A 16,946-nucleotide genomic window follows, 5' to 3' on the forward strand; every position below is an offset into this window, starting at 1 on the left:
CCTAATCCTATTCGTTCTGGTCGAGTACTGATCGGTGTAGGTCTAGCCTTGTTGGGGATGGTTCGCCGGTGATGGTGATGGGGTGGTCTGGGCTTAGGTTGGCGGTGATGAATGTTCCTGCGCTGAGCAGTTCGATTCGGAAGGCGGGTTCGCCAAGGCTGTAGGTGGGGTGCGGGTCGCAGAGACTTGTGTCTTCGATGAGGTTCAGTTGGTGGTCTGCTTTGACTAGGCGCCCGGTGTGGGTGATGGTTTCGCGGGTTTCTGGGTCGAGTATCTTGTAGCTGATGGTTTTGCCGAGGTCTGCGCCGGATAGGTATTTTGCTTCGCGTGTGAGAGTCATGGTGTGTCCCAGTTCTGTCCTTGGGTAAGTAGTCGGATGCGTTCTTTCTCGGTTGCTGCACGGGCTTTCTCTTTGTCCCATTCCTCAGTGATGTGGCGGGTCAGGTCTTCGTCGGCTTCATATCGGTAGCGCGCACCGTATGCGTGCCATCCGCAGGTGCACGAACTTTGGTACATCACGCCTTCGCGGTAGACGCGATTGTGGGCGCTCATGGTGTGCCTCCGGTGAGTTGGCGTAGGGCGTTGGGGACGATGGTGGGGAGCATGTCGGCTTGGATCTTGGAGAGGTTCAACGCGGCGAAGATCTGCTTCAACGCGACCACGACGAGTTCGGCTTTCTGCTCTTCCAGTTCGATGCGACGCTGCTCGATACCGGCTTTCAAGGCCATGGTGGTGAGCTTGGCGAAGTGCTCACGCTCTTTCGTGTAAAGCTGGTACCAGGTGTTGAAGCCGGCTTCCTGAACGGTCATATCAACGGGCCCTTGGGCACCGATACCAACTTCAGTCTTTGCTATCCCCCATACAAGCTCGTTGGGTTCCACCTCGGCTACCTTGGTACGGAGCCATTGGACGTGTGCGTGGCTGATCCGGATCTCTTGCAGGAGTGCTTGGGCAGGGTCGACGTCCGGGTACTTGGATCCGATGCCGAGGGTGCCAACTGCGTGCGTGAGTTCTTGTTCGGCGGTGCGTTGCTCCGCAGCTGCTTTCGCCTTCGGGCTGTTCCCACCATGCCGGCCACACCTGGTGCCACCGGGTACCGGGGAGGATCCACACGCTTCGACCTTGCCGCGCTTCTTCGCCCCACAGATCAGCTTCCCGTCGCGCTCCTGCCCTGGCGCGTAGGCGGGGTCCCCCTTGTACCGTTTGATCGCTTTGCCCAGGTTCTCAGCGGTCACTCTAACGACCATTGGCCGGTTCCTCCATTCCGAGTAGTTGCTTACCTTCTGCGTGCGGACAAAGTTCGCCAGGCTTCAAGGACAGGTATCCGTGGGCTTGGCATCCTCCGTGGTGGTCGAACCAGCAGTCATCCATGTCCAGTAAGTCGCGGATAAGATCACGTAGCTTGGCTTCCCGCTCCTGCATGTGCTTGTCCAGGACCTCAGTAACATGAGCGCGGTGTAGGGTGTACAGCTGGTCCTCCGTCTCAGCGGTCACGACTTCCCCGCACTTGCACCGCATCCGACTGGCTTCACTCCACGGCCGCTTCACCGTGTGCGATTCGAGGATTTCCAACGGTGTCACCCTCGCCTCCTATGTTTCTGATTAGTGAAACCTGTGCATCGACCTGTATTGTTTTCCGAGTGCATCTCAGTCCTGATGCTGAACGAAGTCACTCGATCCCAATAGGAGGAAGTTATGGGTTTCATTGGTTGGATTGTTTTAGGCCTTATTGCTGGTGCGATCGCTAAGGCGATCAAGCCTGGTGAGCAGGGTGGCGGCTGGCTCGCTACCCTGGTGCTTGGTGTTGTTGGTGCCATTCTTGGCGGCTGGATCGGTTCCGCGTTGTTCAACGTTGGAGTGAACAATTTCTGGTCGCTTTCGACTTGGTTGCTGGCCATCGGCGGCTCGCTGATCGTCCTCGTTATCTGGGGACTGATCACACGCAAGAAGGCGTAGTTTGCGCGACAGAACGGGGTCTTACCTTTCGAGGTGAGGCCCCGTTCGCCATGCCTAGGCATCGTCCACCTCCGGGCGTTCGATGTTCAGCGTGTACTTATCCGCTGGCGACCATGCGCGGTCGGACTTTACGATCAATCCGACGAACGTTTCATCAGGTGCCAGCTTCCAGCACTCGTGCTCTGGTTCTTCTTCCCAACTGATCACCTGCACCTGTGCCGGGATCGCTTCCACGCTGTTCACTTCCGGCTGGGCGACGGCGAGGTAAGCGGACACGATTCGCTCGGCCTGTTCTCGATACTCAATCTTCGTAGCTTCACTGATAATTCCGAACTCGTCTGCCTCGTCCCACGGCGCGTACCATGTCTGATCTTTGCGCGGGTCAGTGTCGATTTCGTACTGACGCACTGCCTTGGCAGCCGCTTCGAGCGCGTCCGGGTTTAGCGGGGTCGGGTTAGGCATTGGTGTCTCCTAGTCCGAGGCGTTCCCTAACTTCGGCCTGTAGTTCATCGTATTTTCCGTCTGTCACGAGGCTGTCACTGAGTAGCGCGTGGACCAATGTCGCGGTGCGCTGCTCGTAAGCGAGTGCGAGGGTGGCTTGCGTCATTCCCCACTGTCCGTCTGACTCGTCTTTCCATGATTCTGCAAACGGATTGCCGGGTAAGTGGCTCATTTGGTTTCTCCTTGGTTGGTTCGTGCCATACGGTCTGCATAATTAATGGCTTCGGCGTGGGTGGGGAATGTCTTGATTCCGGTTAGTTGTCCTGCGTGCCAAGGCCCGTAGTATTTTTGAACGGTCCACCTAACGGTTCCGTCAGCGTTCGTGCGGTAGGCATCAGCAATCGAGTCGCTGCGATCAACCCCGTCTGACCACGTGCCGTCAGCGAGGCGGTGTGGTGGTCGTCGGTAGTGCACGCGGCAATCAGGATTCGGCTCGTACATTGAGCCAGGTTCAGTCGCCCCGTAATGCGTTGTGTGCATCTCCGGTGGTAGCTCGAAACAAATGCACTTACTCATTCGACTCACCATCCAGTGCGCGGAGAGCGTAGTTAGCGGCTTGGATGTATCCGTCAGCGAGGGCATGAGCTTGGACGCTTCGGTTCGATCCAGTGCACGGGCGTGCGTTGATCCTCTTGCCAGTCTCACGGGTATCTTCCAACTCACTCCGCACTCGTGCTACCTGCTGCTCGGCTTTGGTTGCGCGGTCTTGCTGTTGGCCTTCGCGTCCTTCGGCTGCGATCTTCGCTGAATCAGCTTCCTCAAAGAATCGTTCGGACAGCTTCAGGTTGACGGTGAGTTCAATGTTTCGTTCCGCCAGAGTTTTGACTGTGGAAGTCTGCTGTTCCAGTTGCCACTGAACCTTCTCTAGGTGGTTGATTAGGGCGAGTGATTCTACGTAGAGGAGGCCTACTTGTTCCTCAGCCCTCGCACGTAGCTCAGTGATGTTTAGTTCTTGGCTCATGACCGCTTCTCGTTTTCTGTGTGTACCTCGGCTAGCCAGTCGGTTAGGCGGAGGATCAGGCGTTTCACGCCGGTGATGAATGCGTGGATGATTGTCATCACTCCCCCTTTAGGCCAGGTACAAACCGACAGGGAAGCTGTCGTAGTCGGGGTATTCGTGGCGGTAGTAGGCGAGACTGTCGCCGGAGAACGGTGCACACCAGTCAGCGTCAGCGCTGTGCGCGTCAATGATTTCGGCGACTGAATCAGTCGGATACACACGCAACTCACGCTGCACGATTTGATTGCTCATGATTTTGAATCCCCATGTGTGTTTTCCCCACTCTCAGACGGTGGGGTGATCGAATTTCTACTGCCAAGCCCAAGCCTAATCCAGTTCAGGTTGCGTGGCAACCATTTTAAATGGACAACAATTTCAAAACTCCATCTCATGACCGCCTGATAACCACCACCAACTTCTCTGGACCGTAGCCGCCATGGTGAATAAATGGGCCGGCTAAGTATTCGCTGGAATCGTCCACGAGTAGCCCGTAATCCACGAGCCCATCAATCACAGGCTTCAGCGTCGGCATGAGGTTGTGCGGGTCGTACCGTACTTTGGTTTTCTTCCACACGTACACGTCAATCCGCACACTGGATAAGCCCTTCGGTAGCTTGGCCTGGCGGGCGTAGATGTGCGCACCGTGACGCCACGCTTGAACGCGCTTATTGCGTGGCGCCCAATGTTCTTTCTGGTTGAGGTTGAGCCAGTCAGCAAGTTTAGGGATTTCAAAGGTAAAACTTTCAGGAGCCGTAGAATCCATTTTAAGAGCCTTTCAGGATGATGAACGAGGAAATATCCGCTCGGATGGTTTGCGTCGCCACGAGGGGCGGTTTCTTACCTCGCAACTGGTTCTTTTAGCCACATAACCAGTTGGGTTGGTTGCCGAGAGCTTAGAATGGGGCTACGCCCCGGGTTGTTTCAGCCATGGTTGGCGTTTGTTCGTCGCCGACGTTTTTGAATGCTTTGCCCCAGTCGACTGGCTTGGTTGTCGAACCCGTTTTTGGTGCGAGTCGTTTGCCCAGCATGTTTTCCGGTCGTTCGCCGAGCTTGATGTCTGCCCAGCAACATGTGCATGTTCTGGCTTGGAAGTCTGGATGTTCTTCACATGGTGGTTCCTGGTGTTTCTTGTGACGTGATCCTGTGGGTGCTGTTTGGTCCCAGTGCTGGCCTGTTGCCGGGTAGACGGCTGGGGTGTGCTTGGCGTATTTGCCGTCGGGGGCTAGTTGGGTGGCGTAGTGGGCTGCGGCTCGGATTGCGTGGTCGAAGTCGTGCCCTGGTAGCCCTCCGTCTTGGTTAGCTTTTTGGAGGATGCGGGCGATTCCTTTGTCGTCGAAGTCTGGCCGCATTGCGGCGATCATTCGGGTGAGTCGTTCGCCTTGGGATCGGGTGAGGATCATGGTTTCTCCTGTGGTGAATTTTGCATCAGCATCGTTCTTCTCGTGTGCGTTAAGTTTCTGAACGAATGCTGCTTTTCTTTAGCTCATTCTTTTAAAACTGAACCAAGAGTGTTCGTAAGTTTTGCTACCTACGTAAGTAGGTTCTTAACTTCTTAAGTTCTGCCACTGCGTTTGCTACTTTGCGACTTGGGGTTTTGTGTCTAGCTAGAGTGGCATTTGCTAGAATTTTGCTACTTTTGCTAGGCGGTTAGAATGGTGGTTCTTCTGGGATGACTTGGGCTTTTTCTCGTTCTTGCGAGTCTTCTTGGCAGTACTCGCAATCTGTAGCAAAAATGCCCTTGTTTTTGTGGTTCTTCGTGTGCCCTCCACGGGCGCCTGAAATGGCCCGTTTTTTGGATAGTTCGTGCACGGTTTGGTGCTTCTCGTAGTCGTGGATCCGGTAGGTTTTTGCGTCTTCTTTGACGAGCAGTTTTCCATCGGTGAGTTCTTTGAGCGTGGTCTTCCCTCGTTGCTCTGCGATGCGTGCTGAAACCTTCCCGCCGGATCGTTGTTGGGCTGCTCTGAGCATTAGAGATAGGTGCAAGAGGATTGCCTGGTCGCTGAGTCCGTCGATCTTTGGGTTGTCGAGATAGTCGATGGATAGCTTGATCCAGGGCCGTTCGTCCTTTTGTCTGTATGTCATTGGGTCCTCCTGACTTGTCGTGTCCAGTGCCAGCCGCCGGCGTGTTCGTAGTATCGGACAGGTTCGGCGGCTGTTCTTTTTTCGGCGATGATTTCTGCTCGGAGTTGTTTGGCAGTGCGCTTGTCAGGTGCCCAGACTTTCCGGCAGTAGGGGTCTGGGCAGATGGGGCGTGGCGAGCAATGCGGGTGCGGTTGCGAGGTCATTACGGGATCTCCTTGAAAGTCCATTGCTCCATTGGTGGTCGCCTAGTTCGATACTTGTCTGAACACGGATTGCAGATGTTGAACGTGTAATCTGGGTGACCTTCCCCTGCTGGGCCACCACCCATTTCGTTGAGATTCTTGCGCGTACCGCAGTATGCGCAGAACTCATCGTCGTATTGATTCGGCCCCGTTTTAGCCGTGAAATGAAGCTTCACCTCCTTTTCAGGCTTTGACACATGAGATTCTTCGAATTCCCACGGGTACTCTGCCGGGTCGAGTGAATATTTCAATACGCCGTTGTCGATTAGATAAGCGCCCAACCATTCGTCGAATATCTCTGCCCGGATTCCCCACCTTTCACGCGTGTGGTCGATCTGCCATCGCAGATGATCTGCCAGTTGAAGTGTGGTTGGCTTTCGTACTGATTTGCCGTGAATCCCCCGCGTATCCCAGCAGCACTGATATGGTGCTTCACCCGACATGCTCTTTACGATCTGCCCCACCGCATATTTCACGTGATTCAACGTCAAATTCATCGCCGTGCACATCCGATTCCCGGCAAGCCAGCCGAGGGGTGAATGGTTGTTTTGGTAGTCGAAGTAGCTGGTCTGTTCGCGCCCACACATGACGCAGTAAACAGGGTTATCGGGTGATGGAACGAAATGCTGATCAGCGAAACTAATCGGACTCCGGTCTCGCTGACTATTCGTACGTTTCGGCTTCTCGGATTCGAGCAGGTCGAAAATATCTAACTGTCCGGCGATCATGCTGCAGCCTTGCCATTGAATCGGAGGCGACGCAGAAGATCCAAACGTTCGAACCTTTCGAACCGCTTCTCCATAGACTCCACTGTCACCCCGAGACCAGTGGCAAGACGGTCAATGGTCTCGCCCGAATCAGCAAAGAACTCAGCTTCTTCCAAGAACGCTTCACGCTTCGCATCAACCTTGGAAACGTTCTGAAGGTTGACCACCGGGCTATACGTCGGGTCATCGATCTGATCGTCATCCCACGCCATAGGAGGCAACCACCCATGGAACCGTGCGTAATTCCGTGCCCTCGTCGCAGCGCTCAAATCCTGCCAACTAGACGCCTGGTTAGGCTTGTCCCACAACTCCGTGTACAACTCACGAACCTTGAGGGCAGTCTTCACCGTGACTTGATCACGCTGAAGCAACACATGGAAATTCGAGGGGCTCACGCCCAATCGAACAGCAAGATTCGAAACGCTCCAACCCAGAGTCACAAGAGCCTGCACCCGGCGACGCGTACCCGTGGCATCAATCGGCCGGCCAGCGGACATGATGTCCATGCTTGGCTTCACCGCAAGAATTTTCTCCGCAGTAGAAGTCAGCACCCGGCCGTAAGGCTCATGACCGCGCTCGCCCCGACCGTAAATCATCGCCATAATCGCTGACTTACTCACACCCGAAGCACTAGCCAACGCCCTGTAGGAGACACCATTGACCCGCAAGAATTCAACATGCTCACGCACAGGCTGTGCGTCCACACGGTCAGCTTCCCGACCGTAAAGACGGTCAAGCCTGCGCGACTTCTCATAGCGAGTAGCAGCAGCCCTGCAAACCTCTCCACGACACTTATGAATCAGATACATGTTCCGGGTGCCGTGCTCGTGTCGGGCAACTTTGCAGGCACATACTACGGTGCAGTTCATCGTCTTCTCCCAATTGCTTTTGCCTCGGATATGGATTGTGCTCGTGCCAGCTCTTCTAAGGTGAGCTTCTTGTAGACCGGTTGATCATTGGTGTGGCAGGAGCACTCTTGCTTACGGCTACACACTTCGTACGGTGTCCAGCAGCATGATTTCTTGCATGCGCTCATGATGCTTGCTCCAACCATCCATCAGCCTTCACAAACCGCTTGCAGTCGTTGCAGTAGTAAGCCTTTTCTGGTGCGTACCTGGCGTTTCGCTCTAGCCCACACCGTTCGCACTCCCGAGAATGCTTCGAGTCCAAAGCCTGAACCGGTTGAAATTCAGCCACTGGCGACACAGCAACCACAACAACTGCGGTAGGCCAATCCCCCGGCACCTCACGTCCGAGACGAACCATCACGTCCGGCTCACCAGCGGTGATGACACCGTGACGGCGTGCCACCTTCGGCAAATCTTCAATCGCTTCCGTGATCAATTCCTCGTGAGTTAGACCGCCACCGATGACAGGCCAGACAGCTTGAAAGACACCCATTACGCTGCGTCCTCGTCTCGTACTAGTGCGAAGTCAGTGATCTTTCCGGGTTGGAAGCCGAACCAGTCAGCAACCAACATGTTGTCGTCGTCGTACACGGTCACATAAGGCATGGTTGCTGGTACGCCGAGCTCGTTGGCACGTCCACGAATAGCTTCAGCAAGGTCATGTGCGTCAGCTGCGTCCGCTTGGACTGTCACGTATTCGACGCTGGATTTGTCTAGGACTCGTTTGGTTCCTCGGCACTGCTGGCAGTTCTGGGTGGTGTACAAAGTGATGGTTCGCATTGGTTCTCCTGAATGGTGTTGGTTGGGTGGCCTGGTCCGACTACTGGCCAGACCACCCTGTGAGTTACTTCGGGTTAGTGCTTCGCTGGAATCTCATAGGTGAGTGAGCACTTTTTGCAGATCAACCAACCGCACAAACGCTTTGTGCAGTGCGGGACTGAGTGGTTGGCTGCGGGGCGTTTACAACGTGGGCAAACTAATTGCTTAGCCATTGGTTTAGAACGGTGGATCCTGTGCGGGTGGGTTGCCCCAGCCACCGCCACCGCTACTGTTGTTCCAGCCAGCACCGCTGTTGCTGTTTGGTGTGCGCCCTGCAGCGCCTTCACCGTTTCCTCGTGCTGTACGGGTGACTTTGGCGGATGCGTACTTCAGGGAAGGGCCGACTTCTTGAATTTCCAGTTCCATGACGGTTCGGCGTTCGCCTTCTTTTGTGTCGTAGGAACGTGACTTCAAGAAGCCTGTCGCGATAACTCGCATCCCCTTGGTTAGGGTTTCCGCAGCGTTTTCTGCTGCTTCCTTCCATACCGAGCACCGGAGGAACAACGCTTCGCCGTCCTTCCACTCGTTCGATTGGCGGTCAAAAGTCCGCGGAGTCGAAGCAATCGTGAAGTTAGCTACCGCGCTACCCGAAGGTGTGAAACGCAGTTCCGGATCCGCCGTCAGGTTGCCGATTACAGTGATAAGGGTTTCGCCAGCCATGGTTAGGCCACCTCTCCGTCGATGATTGTGTATGCGTCTTCGATGTCGTCGCCGACTACTTCGAGCCAGATCTGGTATCCGTGCTCCTGCGCTGTTTCCTCGATCAGTGCGAGGCTGTCAGAGTCCAGCAGTGAACCGTCCTGAATGCGGATGACCTTTAGCTTTGGGTTCAGTGCGATGGCCATTGCCATGGATACGCGGATCTGTTCAGCGCTGGATGCTTGCTTGAACGGCACGCCCTGGTAGGTGACTCCGTCTTCGGTGAAGCCGAGGCCGTCCACTGGGAACGATGCACTTGCGAGGCCGTCGGCTTTGGCCTTGGCGATTTCGTCGAGTTTCGCGGTCAATGAGTTTGCTTGGCCCTTGGCTGCTTCGTGCTGGAATGACAGCGACCCGCGTTCTTTGGCTTTACGCACGAGACGGTTGGTTTCCTCTGCGCCGTCGATCTGCGTTCGCATGCGCTCTAGATCTGCCTTGTAATCGGACTGGTTAGCCACGAGTGCGGACACATCATCGAAGTGCTTTCGGGCTGCCGCTAGTTGACGTTCAAGCTCCTGCACCTTGTACTGAGATTCATTGAGGTCGGTCAGGTACCTGTCGCTCTCCTGCTGAGCGGCTTCTAACTTCCGGTACTCCCCCAGCAGTTCAGAAACGCTGACTTCGTTTGCCGGCACACCCTCCGGCAGTTCACCGAACTGTGCGAGAGCAGATTCGAATTCCTTTACCCGTCGGTTCACTGCGGTGCGCTCGTCAAACACCTGCTTGCGTTCGTCTTCCAACTGGTCCGGGTCAAACGGCAACTCCACCAGCTCCAAAAGCTGTGCCAGTTGCTTCTTGTCATCCAGCAACGTAAAAGCGAGAGGATCCATGGACAAGTCCCCCACGAGCTCGTCCAGCTTCGCCTGCGCCTTCGGGTACTTCGCGCCGTCCTTGCTAGTCAAGGTCAGTCGGGAACCAGATGGGGTGAAGACACGGGTGACCGTCAGTTCCTCAGTTTCAAGGACGATCTCTGCCCGGTCTTCACCGTCACGGATTGGCTTAGGGGTCGTCTTGCTGTTGGCGCCACCAAGTGCTGCAGAGATGCTGTCCAAGACACTGGATTTTCCTTGCCCGTTCTTCCCGGCAACGATGACCAGGTTTCCCTCTGGATCTGGTTTGATCTCTACGTGCTTGGCACGCTTGTAGTTGGTTGTGGTAAGGCTGATGACCTTCATGATGTTTGACTCCTACTAGTTGGTGGTGAGTGCCCAGCTTTAGGGCTGGGCACCCGCCGGGTGTTGGTTTGGTGTTACTGCTGGATGGTTTTGGATCCGGCTTCGGTGATCCGGTCCACCACCTCAGCCGGTGCGCCCTCGGCAACCGCACGGTTCCAAAGGGAAATCAAGGCGTCTCGGTCCCCCTCGGTCTGTGCAAGCTCTGCGTCCCAGTCAGTTTCGAGAACCGATGCTGGGCGGTCGTCCTGAATCTCGCCTGTCGATTCGTCTGCCAACGGTGCATCGACTGACTTCGGTGCTGGGTCAGGGTTCTTGGTTGCAGGCTTGCGGGTGAGCTTTCGTGTCTTCACCGGCGCCTCGGCAGGCTGTGTAGTTTCGCCCATGTCTTCCAGTTCCATCTCTTCCGCGCTGTATGGCATACCTGCCAGCACGTCGGGGGCGATGACTCGGCAGGCTTCGGCCTGCGCCTTGGCAGTGAGCATGGCGATGGGGTCGGTTTTGTACTTCGCGTTACTCGTGTAACCGGCTTGAGTGGCACGCTGAATGGACCAGGTGAAATCGCTCCAACGTTCCTGTCCTTTACGGCGTGCGCTGATGGTCACAGATTCGTTGGTTGCTTCGGTCCGTACGATCTCGTGCCCCTGCGCCATGACCAGGGCGACCATTGTGCGGGCGTACATTGCTGGGCGACCGTGAACAACGAAGATGTTTGCGAGGGCGTTCATTGGGTCGAGGCCTACGGACTTGCCGGTGAGGATTGCTGCGGCTGCTGCTTCGGGCTTGCCCATGAAGTCTTTGGGAACGAATGCCGTTTTGCAGAGGGCGGTTCCGAGCTGGTGTGCTGCGCCGAGTTCTGCAGCCCATTCCGCGAGCTGGATGGTTCCCGCGCTTGCAGGCAGGGATGTTGGGGTGGCGATTTCGCCGGCTGGGTTGAATGGTTGGATACTCATTTGGGTTGACTCCTAGATGTGTTGGTTAGGCTGCTCGGGCTTGTCGTGCACGGATTTCGGCGATCATGTCTTGCAGGACCTTGACCATGTGTTCAGCGCTGTCGACTGGGATGATGACTTCAAGATCTGGTCGGTCACACTTGCGGAGCTTCCCGTACATCCGGCTCCGGTCGGTTGGGTACATGTCGATCGCTATAGCGTCTTCGTCGTAGTAGAAGGCAATCTCGTCGCCACGGTGGTCGTCTTCGAACTTGTAGGCACTCATTTGCGGTTCCTCCTTTTGCGGGCTTGAAGTTTGCGGGTGTGGTTGATCTGGGCGCGGAGCCCCCTAAGGAATAGGACCCTTACCTCTGCGTAGATGGCTCGTTCTGAATGTTTGCGAAGCAGACATTCACGGAGGATTGATCGCTCTATCGCTGCCCGGTATGTTCGGCGGGTGAAGATCATGCTGCGACCTTCATTTCGGTTGGGCGGTTGATGGGTTCGAGCTTCTTCTTGCCTCGCGCTTTCGCGTCCTCGTGGACTGCTTTGGCGTGGAGGAACTGTTGGAAGTGTTCGTCAATCTCGGCGGGAGACGTTGCCAGCGGGTAAAGGCTCGTACCTAGTGGGCTACCTTCGTACCGGGCGTTGATGCCTTCCCGGTCCATCGGTGTTACGTGAGCGACGAACGTCTTCACAACCTCAGGCATGGGGACTTCCTTGTCGCCGTCCATGTAGAACTCGGCACGGGAGTACGCTGCGGTCTGCAACGCGGTCTCGAAATACACGCCCTTGGAAGTTTTGAGGTCAATCTGGATCAGCTTGCCTGCATCAATATCCGCTTGGGACATGAGCAGTGGCGACGTAGCCAGGAGGTCGACCTTGCCGGAGAACCAGTGCTCACGATTCGCCAACACAACTTCGACAAGCACTGGCGTGATCTGCCATTCGTCCAAGAAGTCCATGTACCCCTCGACGAAACCCACGAGGTCCTCGGGTGCTTCGACTTCGCCTGTGGTGGCGAGCTTCTCCGCGAGGTCGTGCACTTCAGTGCCACGTTCGGCAGCGCTGTCACGCTCCTTGTTGGGTAGGGTCTGCAGGAACTTGACCGACTGATCAGTGTCTCCGGCGAGTAGCTCGGCGACCTTGTCAGCGTTACCAGGGTCGGTAACCCATTTGGCAACTACGCCCGGGGCCCACCAGACCAGTGCTGGTTTCGGGATTCCTCCACCGAGGATCGTCGTAACGCCAGTGACCGGCTTTCCATCCAGCTTGTAGCGGTGTGATGCTTCGTTGAATGTCAGGCTCATGACCTATGCACCTATCTGAAAGTTGATTACTGATTCGATAAGGAATGCCGTACCGCACATCGCGATGATTCCTACGCCGATCATTGAGACCAGCACCCGCTCCCCCAGACTGGTGAGCTTCAACCCTTTGCGTTCCATCCACCGGCTCATGCTGCGTGCTCATGCCGGCGCAAGAACCGTTCGATACTTGATTCGCGGATCTTCCACGTACCGCCACGATTGGCCGATGAATACTTGATTCCGACAAGGTCGCCACGACGTAGCATCTTGCGCACCGTTTCCGGGTGAGACCGCAACCGATCTGCCGCCTCCGGAACCGTCAAAAGATCGTCAGTTTGTTTAGCCACGGTGGTCCCTCCAGGTCTTTCCGATCCATTCGTATTGGTGTCCGCCATTGCGGGATTTGACTCTGCTTGTGGCGTTAGCGTGTTTTGCGATCCATCCGCGTCGCTGGGCCGTCGTGAAGATTGAGCCAACCATGTTTTTGTGCGGTGCTGGACGCCGCATTTCCTCGCGGAGGTCGTCTGCTGTGAACCGCCGGCCTTGCGTGGCCCAGCGTTCAACGATGTCCAGTGCGTCTTCGCGCCATGTGGTGTCTTCGAGTGCCATTGGTTGTGCAGTCACCGGCGTGTCCTTTCGTTATACAAGATCTAATTCAGGCTGTTTTTTGACCAATTGAATTGGTTTCTTGTGGGTCGAACAAGACCGTCACGGCGAGCCCGAGAGCCTCCGAGATACGTTCTGCGGTTTCCGGTTTGCAGCTTGTTCGGTACCCAGAGACGAGGTGAGCTATAAAGCTACGCGAGACTCCGGCCTTTTGGGCTAATCGGGTTTGGGTAACTTTTCGCCCGTCGATTGGCTGACCATTCAGAATGGCCGCCTTATCCTCTTGCGTGTAGACAAAAGTTCGAAGACGGTCGCTCGAAGAAAGTCGCATATAGGTACCCTCCTTCCATTTTTTCTTTGTTCGGAATGGTGACATCTCATTTCCTTTCAGTAAACAACTCCCGCCCCTGTGGCGCACCTAAAGCATCCCACATAAGTAAACACGTGTCCAGTTCAAATGGATAAAAATCTCTAATTATTCAGTAAGAGCTGAGCATAGAACCCAAAAATCTAGTAAACAAGTAGTGCCAAGTAGGGCAAACTTGCTAGTAAACACGTCCATTTGAATCGGATTGCGCCCAACGGATTCCAGGAAGCAGATTTGACCCATGACAAATTCACCGACAAACCTGCAACAACTAATCCTGAACAACAAGCGCGATCGGACGTATGAGCAACTCTCAAAAGATGCTGACGGCCTGGCCACAAAGTCCAACATCCAGCGACTGGCAACTCAACCAATCAAAGATATGCCGACCACGGCAGTCCTAAAAGGGCTTGCGCGAGCTTTGCGCGTCAGGCTAACTGACGTCGTTCAAGCGGCAGCGGTTTCGGCCGGACTCAACCCCTCTGGAACTCGCGATCACGATCTGGTGATCGTTGGCGCTGGAGACCTTCCTGCGGAGTCGCAACAAATTCTGATAAGTACCGCCGAGAATATGCTTTGGTGGCAGGAACAGGCCGGCATGTCAGATTCCGTAGACTCCGAAACAGTGGCCGATGTCCATGAGCTTTTCCCGGTTCATCGCGCAGCTGCCGATAAGGGCGAACAGGGTATCGATCCAGAACAGCTTCCAGAGGACTGAGCCAAATGGGGATCTTTGGACGGCTTTTAGGCAAGCCCGCGGAAGTCAGCAATGCGGAACCTGAACGTACTTCCCTCTCGACTCGCGAAGAGCGTCGAGCTGAACGCGTCGCGGAACATCATGCGACAGTCGAGGAATTCTCGGCGCGAAATGCGCGTGAGAATCCATCCAAGGCCAAACGTGCGTTGGTGCGTGGAAAGAACTACATCTATTGGGTTCCCGAAATAGAGCAACTAAAACGAGACGGGCGCCTCGAAGACGCGCTGGATCTGGTTCTTGAATGTTGCCGAGCAGCGGAGCGTGATCGGCAGGGGCGTGAACCTGCGCCAGCTTATACCCGCCATGCAGTGATTATCTGTCGCAAGCTTGGTTACCTGGTAGATGAACAGCGCGAACTGGAGCGTTGGATTTCATTTGGATTTGAATCCAAGGCTGGCGCATTCGAGGACCGCTTGAGCAAAGTGAATTCTTTGATCGATTCCAAGGTTGAAAAAGGAATTTCCCTAGAGGAACTCACGCGTCCATCTTCGACAATTCAGGGAAATCTGATCGAGCCGTAACATCTGGAAGCTTGAACTCTAAAGTGTCGTAGGACTCAACTATATTCGAACTCATGTTCGAAGAAATTCTTTCGCGGATACGCCCACGAGTCATAGAGGCGAACCTCCCCAATAACCTCTGGGGGGCCTATGACCTCGTTACGCACACCATCGCACTCAGACCGCGCCTCGCACCAATTCAACGACGCTCCACGCTCTCTCACGAGACCGCGCACGCAGTACTTGGACACGCAGGCTACTCGCCTCGCCAAGAACGCGCTGCAGAGGAACTCTCAGCGTCCTGGCTAATACGACACGACCAGTTCACCCAAGCATCACTGATCTACGGCACAGCAACCGCCCTAGCTAACGAACTCGACGTGCTCCCCCGAGACATCCACGCATACATGCGCCTACTAAAGCGCACCCAAAAACAGGAGACACCATGGCCACCGGAAGGATAAACGACCTCTGGCACCGAAAAGACCGAAGCCGAACCACGAGGTATGGATCCGGAAAGCGCTGGCAAGCCATATGGACCGACGGCACCGACAACGTGACAAAGCGATCCTTCGACTACAAAGACGCAGCCCAAGCATGGCTCGACAGCAAAACCACCGACTACACCCTGAACCCACACGGGCTCAAAGCCGACATGCTATTCAAAGACTTCTGGGATAAGTGGCGTCACCAGCAAACACACCAGCGGGCAAGCTCGCTTCGAATGATCGACTCTGCCGGCCGCAAAAGGATTCTCCCCGCATTCGTTGACTGCTACCTTACGGAGATCAAACGAGAGGACATTCAAGCCACCATCAACTCATGGATTGCAGACGGGATGGCTGCGTCAACTGCACGGCTCTACTACACGTATATGCGCCAGGCATTCAAAGAAGCCGTATTCCAGAAGATCATCCGCGAGTCCCCGTGCGTGAAGATTAGCTTGCCTCAGGTGGAGAGTAAGAATTTTCAGTTCAGCAAGGAGACTCTAGATCAGTTGATCGAACTGGTTCCGGAGCCGTACGCCACGGCTATGCGCGTAGGAGCGGCGACGGGGTTGCGACCGAGCGAGTTGTTTGGCTTGTCCAAGCAGGACATTGATTTTCCGAATAGTGTCATTCGTTTGACGTTGCAAGATGCAAGCCGTCGAACCGGAGAACTCGTCCGTGGGCCACTAAAGACCAAGTCTTCGCGACGGAGCGTGAGTTTCGGACCGGTGATGCGGAATATTCTTTTGGAGCTCTGCAATTCTTCCGGGCCGGAGGGTCGACTGTTTCACGCCGAGGGGCTCGTGCAGATTTGGAAGTACGAGGCCGTGTGGGTGAAGGCGCGCAGGTCGCTACCTGAGATTGGGCCAGGCTGGCATCAGCTACGCCACTATCATGCGAGCGTACTGATCTCCCATGGCTTCTCGCCCGTGGCTGTGGCGGCACGTCTGGGGCATAAGGATGCTAACGAAACTTTGCGGACTTACGCGCATATGTGGGACAGTGACGGGTCGGCGATGGCTGCTGTTTCAGATACAGTTGTGGCGGCCTAACTAGGTTAGACCGCCACAAAACCGCCACAGCTAAGCTGGATCCCTTTGTTTATAAGGGATCAGGTATTAGCGTGCGTAGTACTCGACCACGAGGTTCTCTTCGCAGGTCACTGGGATCTCTGCACGCTCAGGAGCGCGCAGGTAGGTAGCCTGAAGGACTTCCAGCTTTACGTCCAGGTAGCTAGGAACAGCTGGAAGCACCTTTGCGTGCTCACCTGCTGCAGCCATCTGGAAAGGAACCATCTTCTCGCTCTTCTCGTGTACGTGGATCAGCTGACCCGGCTGTACCTTGAAGGACGGACGGTCAACACGCTGGCCGTTGACCAGGATGTGACGGTGCACAACCAGCTGGCGAGCCTGCTGGATGGTGCGAGCGAAGCCTGCACGCAGAACCAAAGCATCCAAGCGGGACTCGAGCAGTGCCAACAGGTTGTCACCGGTCTGGCCGCCGAGGCGCTTAGCTTCCTTGAATGCGTTCAGCATCTGAACTTCGCGGATGCCGTACTGGGCACGCAAACGCTGCTTTTCGCGCAGACGTACTGCGTAGTCGCTGTCCTGCTTCTTACGGGCGCGGCCATGCTGGCCTGGACCGTATGGACGGCGCTCCATGTACTTTTCAGCTTTAGGGGTCAATGCAAGGCCGAGCGCACGCGAAAGGCGTACGGTGCGGCGGGCACGGGCGTTAGCCATTAATGTGTCCCTTTCGATCAGCGACGATATCTACTGGCCTCCAGGATGGAGAGTGTGTGGGCGTCGCGTCCCTGCTACACTGCAACCCTGCTCCAGTA

Annotated in this window: 30 protein-coding genes; 5 read left to right on the plus strand and 25 right to left on the minus strand. The window is 55.6% G+C overall.

The annotated features are described in order from the left end of the window. Window positions 1–7 precede the first annotated feature (7 nt). The 4 genes from AC1Z3F_RS05775 to AC1Z3F_RS05790 are packed head-to-tail and all read right to left on the minus strand — an operon-like array spanning window position 8 to window position 1,494. Window positions 8–340: a hypothetical protein gene (locus AC1Z3F_RS05775; RefSeq protein WP_483566763.1), complete on the minus strand. Its 333-nt coding sequence runs from the start codon at window positions 338–340 to the stop codon at window positions 8–10. Then, window positions 337–552, minus strand: a complete 216-nt coding sequence (locus tag AC1Z3F_RS05780; RefSeq protein ID WP_483566764.1) for a hypothetical protein — start codon at window positions 550–552, stop codon at window positions 337–339. Before AC1Z3F_RS05780 ends, AC1Z3F_RS05775 begins: the two co-directional genes overlap by 4 nt. Further along, window positions 549–1,247, minus strand: coding sequence for a hypothetical protein (locus AC1Z3F_RS05785; protein ID WP_483566765.1), 699 nt, complete (start codon window positions 1,245–1,247; stop codon window positions 549–551). The genes AC1Z3F_RS05780 and AC1Z3F_RS05785 overlap by 4 nt, the downstream gene beginning before the upstream one ends. Then, window positions 1,237–1,494: a hypothetical protein gene (locus tag AC1Z3F_RS05790; RefSeq protein ID WP_483566766.1), complete on the minus strand. Its 258-nt coding sequence runs from the start codon at window positions 1,492–1,494 to the stop codon at window positions 1,237–1,239. Before AC1Z3F_RS05790 ends, AC1Z3F_RS05785 begins: the two co-directional genes overlap by 11 nt. Window positions 1,495–1,695: 201 nt before the next feature. On the opposite strand from AC1Z3F_RS05790, the gene AC1Z3F_RS05795 reads away from it, so the two are divergent. Then, the gene (locus tag AC1Z3F_RS05795) at window positions 1,696–1,956 is read left to right on the plus strand and encodes a GlsB/YeaQ/YmgE family stress response membrane protein (RefSeq protein ID WP_483566767.1); all 261 of its coding nucleotides are present in this window, start codon (window positions 1,696–1,698) and stop codon (window positions 1,954–1,956) included. A gap of 54 nt (window positions 1,957–2,010) precedes the next feature. Here AC1Z3F_RS05795 and AC1Z3F_RS05800 read toward each other — a convergent pair whose 3' ends face one another. The 20 genes from AC1Z3F_RS05800 to AC1Z3F_RS05895 all read right to left on the minus strand — a co-directional run bounded on the left by AC1Z3F_RS05800 (window position 2,011) and on the right by AC1Z3F_RS05895 (window position 13,370). Next, entirely contained in the window at window positions 2,011–2,418 is a 408-nt protein-coding gene (locus AC1Z3F_RS05800; protein WP_483566768.1) for a hypothetical protein, read from the minus strand. Continuing rightward, window positions 2,411–2,629: a hypothetical protein gene (locus tag AC1Z3F_RS05805; protein WP_483566769.1), complete on the minus strand. Its 219-nt coding sequence runs from the start codon at window positions 2,627–2,629 to the stop codon at window positions 2,411–2,413. Before AC1Z3F_RS05805 ends, AC1Z3F_RS05800 begins: the two co-directional genes overlap by 8 nt. Beyond that, window positions 2,626–2,898, minus strand: a complete 273-nt coding sequence (locus AC1Z3F_RS05810; RefSeq protein ID WP_483566770.1) for a hypothetical protein — start codon at window positions 2,896–2,898, stop codon at window positions 2,626–2,628. Before AC1Z3F_RS05810 ends, AC1Z3F_RS05805 begins: the two co-directional genes overlap by 4 nt. A 67-nt stretch (window positions 2,899–2,965) precedes the next feature. Continuing rightward, window positions 2,966–3,418 carry a hypothetical protein gene (locus AC1Z3F_RS05815; RefSeq protein WP_483566771.1) on the minus strand — a complete coding sequence of 151 codons (453 nt, stop codon included), beginning with the start codon at window positions 3,416–3,418 and terminating at the stop codon, window positions 2,966–2,968. A 108-nt stretch (window positions 3,419–3,526) separates the two neighbouring features. Beyond that, complete coding sequence (locus AC1Z3F_RS05820; RefSeq protein ID WP_483566772.1) at window positions 3,527–3,709, minus strand: hypothetical protein; 183 nt, start codon at window positions 3,707–3,709, stop codon at window positions 3,527–3,529. Between the two features lie 136 nt (window positions 3,710–3,845). Next, complete coding sequence (locus AC1Z3F_RS05825; protein WP_483566773.1) at window positions 3,846–4,220, minus strand: RusA family crossover junction endodeoxyribonuclease; 375 nt, start codon at window positions 4,218–4,220, stop codon at window positions 3,846–3,848. A 130-nt stretch (window positions 4,221–4,350) separates the two neighbouring features. Further along, on the minus strand, window positions 4,351–4,857 hold the full coding sequence (locus AC1Z3F_RS05830) for a hypothetical protein (RefSeq protein WP_483566774.1): 507 nt from the start codon (window positions 4,855–4,857) through the stop codon (window positions 4,351–4,353). Between the two features lie 247 nt (window positions 4,858–5,104). Next, entirely contained in the window at window positions 5,105–5,539 is a 435-nt protein-coding gene (locus tag AC1Z3F_RS05835; RefSeq protein WP_483566775.1) for a hypothetical protein, read from the minus strand. 202 nt (window positions 5,540–5,741) lie between these two features. Next, window positions 5,742–6,509 (minus strand): hypothetical protein, encoded by a 768-nt coding sequence (locus AC1Z3F_RS05840; RefSeq protein WP_483566776.1) that lies wholly within the window; start codon window positions 6,507–6,509, stop codon window positions 5,742–5,744. Further along, entirely contained in the window at window positions 6,506–7,252 is a 747-nt protein-coding gene (locus AC1Z3F_RS05845) for a hypothetical protein (protein WP_483566777.1), read from the minus strand. The genes AC1Z3F_RS05840 and AC1Z3F_RS05845 overlap by 4 nt, the downstream gene beginning before the upstream one ends. Before the next feature lie 328 nt (window positions 7,253–7,580). After that, window positions 7,581–7,949, minus strand: coding sequence for a hypothetical protein (locus tag AC1Z3F_RS05850; RefSeq protein WP_483566778.1), 369 nt, complete (start codon window positions 7,947–7,949; stop codon window positions 7,581–7,583). Then, window positions 7,949–8,236 carry a glutaredoxin family protein gene (locus AC1Z3F_RS05855; protein WP_483566779.1) on the minus strand — a complete coding sequence of 96 codons (288 nt, stop codon included), beginning with the start codon at window positions 8,234–8,236 and terminating at the stop codon, window positions 7,949–7,951. The genes AC1Z3F_RS05850 and AC1Z3F_RS05855 overlap by 1 nt, the downstream gene beginning before the upstream one ends. Window positions 8,237–8,452: 216 nt before the next feature. Then, a complete protein-coding gene (locus AC1Z3F_RS05860) occupies window positions 8,453–8,935 on the minus strand; it encodes a single-stranded DNA-binding protein (protein WP_483566780.1) in 483 nt (160 codons plus the stop codon). A 2-nt stretch (window positions 8,936–8,937) separates the two neighbouring features. Then, window positions 8,938–10,149, minus strand: a complete 1,212-nt coding sequence (locus AC1Z3F_RS05865; protein ID WP_483566781.1) for an AAA family ATPase — start codon at window positions 10,147–10,149, stop codon at window positions 8,938–8,940. 74 nt (window positions 10,150–10,223) lie between these two features. Further along, window positions 10,224–11,099, minus strand: a complete 876-nt coding sequence (locus tag AC1Z3F_RS05870) for a hypothetical protein (RefSeq protein WP_483566782.1) — start codon at window positions 11,097–11,099, stop codon at window positions 10,224–10,226. A gap of 25 nt (window positions 11,100–11,124) precedes the next feature. Then, window positions 11,125–11,364: a hypothetical protein gene (locus AC1Z3F_RS05875; protein ID WP_483566783.1), complete on the minus strand. Its 240-nt coding sequence runs from the start codon at window positions 11,362–11,364 to the stop codon at window positions 11,125–11,127. A 178-nt stretch (window positions 11,365–11,542) separates the two neighbouring features. Next, the gene (locus AC1Z3F_RS05880; RefSeq protein WP_483566784.1) at window positions 11,543–12,388 is read right to left on the minus strand and encodes a hypothetical protein; all 846 of its coding nucleotides are present in this window, start codon (window positions 12,386–12,388) and stop codon (window positions 11,543–11,545) included. Between the two features lie 146 nt (window positions 12,389–12,534). After that, window positions 12,535–12,735, minus strand: a complete 201-nt coding sequence (locus tag AC1Z3F_RS05885) for a helix-turn-helix domain-containing protein (protein WP_444613474.1) — start codon at window positions 12,733–12,735, stop codon at window positions 12,535–12,537. After that, window positions 12,728–13,012 (minus strand): hypothetical protein, encoded by a 285-nt coding sequence (locus AC1Z3F_RS05890; RefSeq protein ID WP_483566785.1) that lies wholly within the window; start codon window positions 13,010–13,012, stop codon window positions 12,728–12,730. Before AC1Z3F_RS05890 ends, AC1Z3F_RS05885 begins: the two co-directional genes overlap by 8 nt. Before the next feature lie 31 nt (window positions 13,013–13,043). Further along, window positions 13,044–13,370, minus strand: coding sequence for a helix-turn-helix transcriptional regulator (locus tag AC1Z3F_RS05895; protein ID WP_483566786.1), 327 nt, complete (start codon window positions 13,368–13,370; stop codon window positions 13,044–13,046). A gap of 232 nt (window positions 13,371–13,602) precedes the next feature. On the opposite strand from AC1Z3F_RS05895, the gene AC1Z3F_RS05900 reads away from it, so the two are divergent. The 4 genes from AC1Z3F_RS05900 to AC1Z3F_RS05915 all read left to right on the plus strand — a co-directional run bounded on the left by AC1Z3F_RS05900 (window position 13,603) and on the right by AC1Z3F_RS05915 (window position 16,158). Further along, window positions 13,603–14,079 carry a hypothetical protein gene (locus AC1Z3F_RS05900; RefSeq protein ID WP_483566787.1) on the plus strand — a complete coding sequence of 159 codons (477 nt, stop codon included), beginning with the start codon at window positions 13,603–13,605 and terminating at the stop codon, window positions 14,077–14,079. A gap of 5 nt (window positions 14,080–14,084) precedes the next feature. Beyond that, a complete protein-coding gene (locus AC1Z3F_RS05905; RefSeq protein WP_483566788.1) occupies window positions 14,085–14,639 on the plus strand; it encodes a hypothetical protein in 555 nt (184 codons plus the stop codon). A gap of 53 nt (window positions 14,640–14,692) precedes the next feature. Continuing rightward, complete coding sequence (locus tag AC1Z3F_RS05910; RefSeq protein WP_483566789.1) at window positions 14,693–15,082, plus strand: ImmA/IrrE family metallo-endopeptidase; 390 nt, start codon at window positions 14,693–14,695, stop codon at window positions 15,080–15,082. A 92-nt stretch (window positions 15,083–15,174) separates the two neighbouring features. After that, the gene (locus AC1Z3F_RS05915; protein WP_483566790.1) at window positions 15,175–16,158 is read left to right on the plus strand and encodes a tyrosine-type recombinase/integrase; all 984 of its coding nucleotides are present in this window, start codon (window positions 15,175–15,177) and stop codon (window positions 16,156–16,158) included. 66 nt (window positions 16,159–16,224) lie between these two features. On the opposite strand, the gene rpsD is transcribed toward AC1Z3F_RS05915, so the two are convergent. Further along, window positions 16,225–16,848, minus strand: a complete 624-nt coding sequence (gene rpsD, locus AC1Z3F_RS05920; protein WP_483566791.1) for a 30S ribosomal protein S4 — start codon at window positions 16,846–16,848, stop codon at window positions 16,225–16,227. Window positions 16,849–16,946 lie beyond the last annotated feature (98 nt).

It is taken from the genome of Glutamicibacter sp. MOO4, assembly GCF_056934395.1.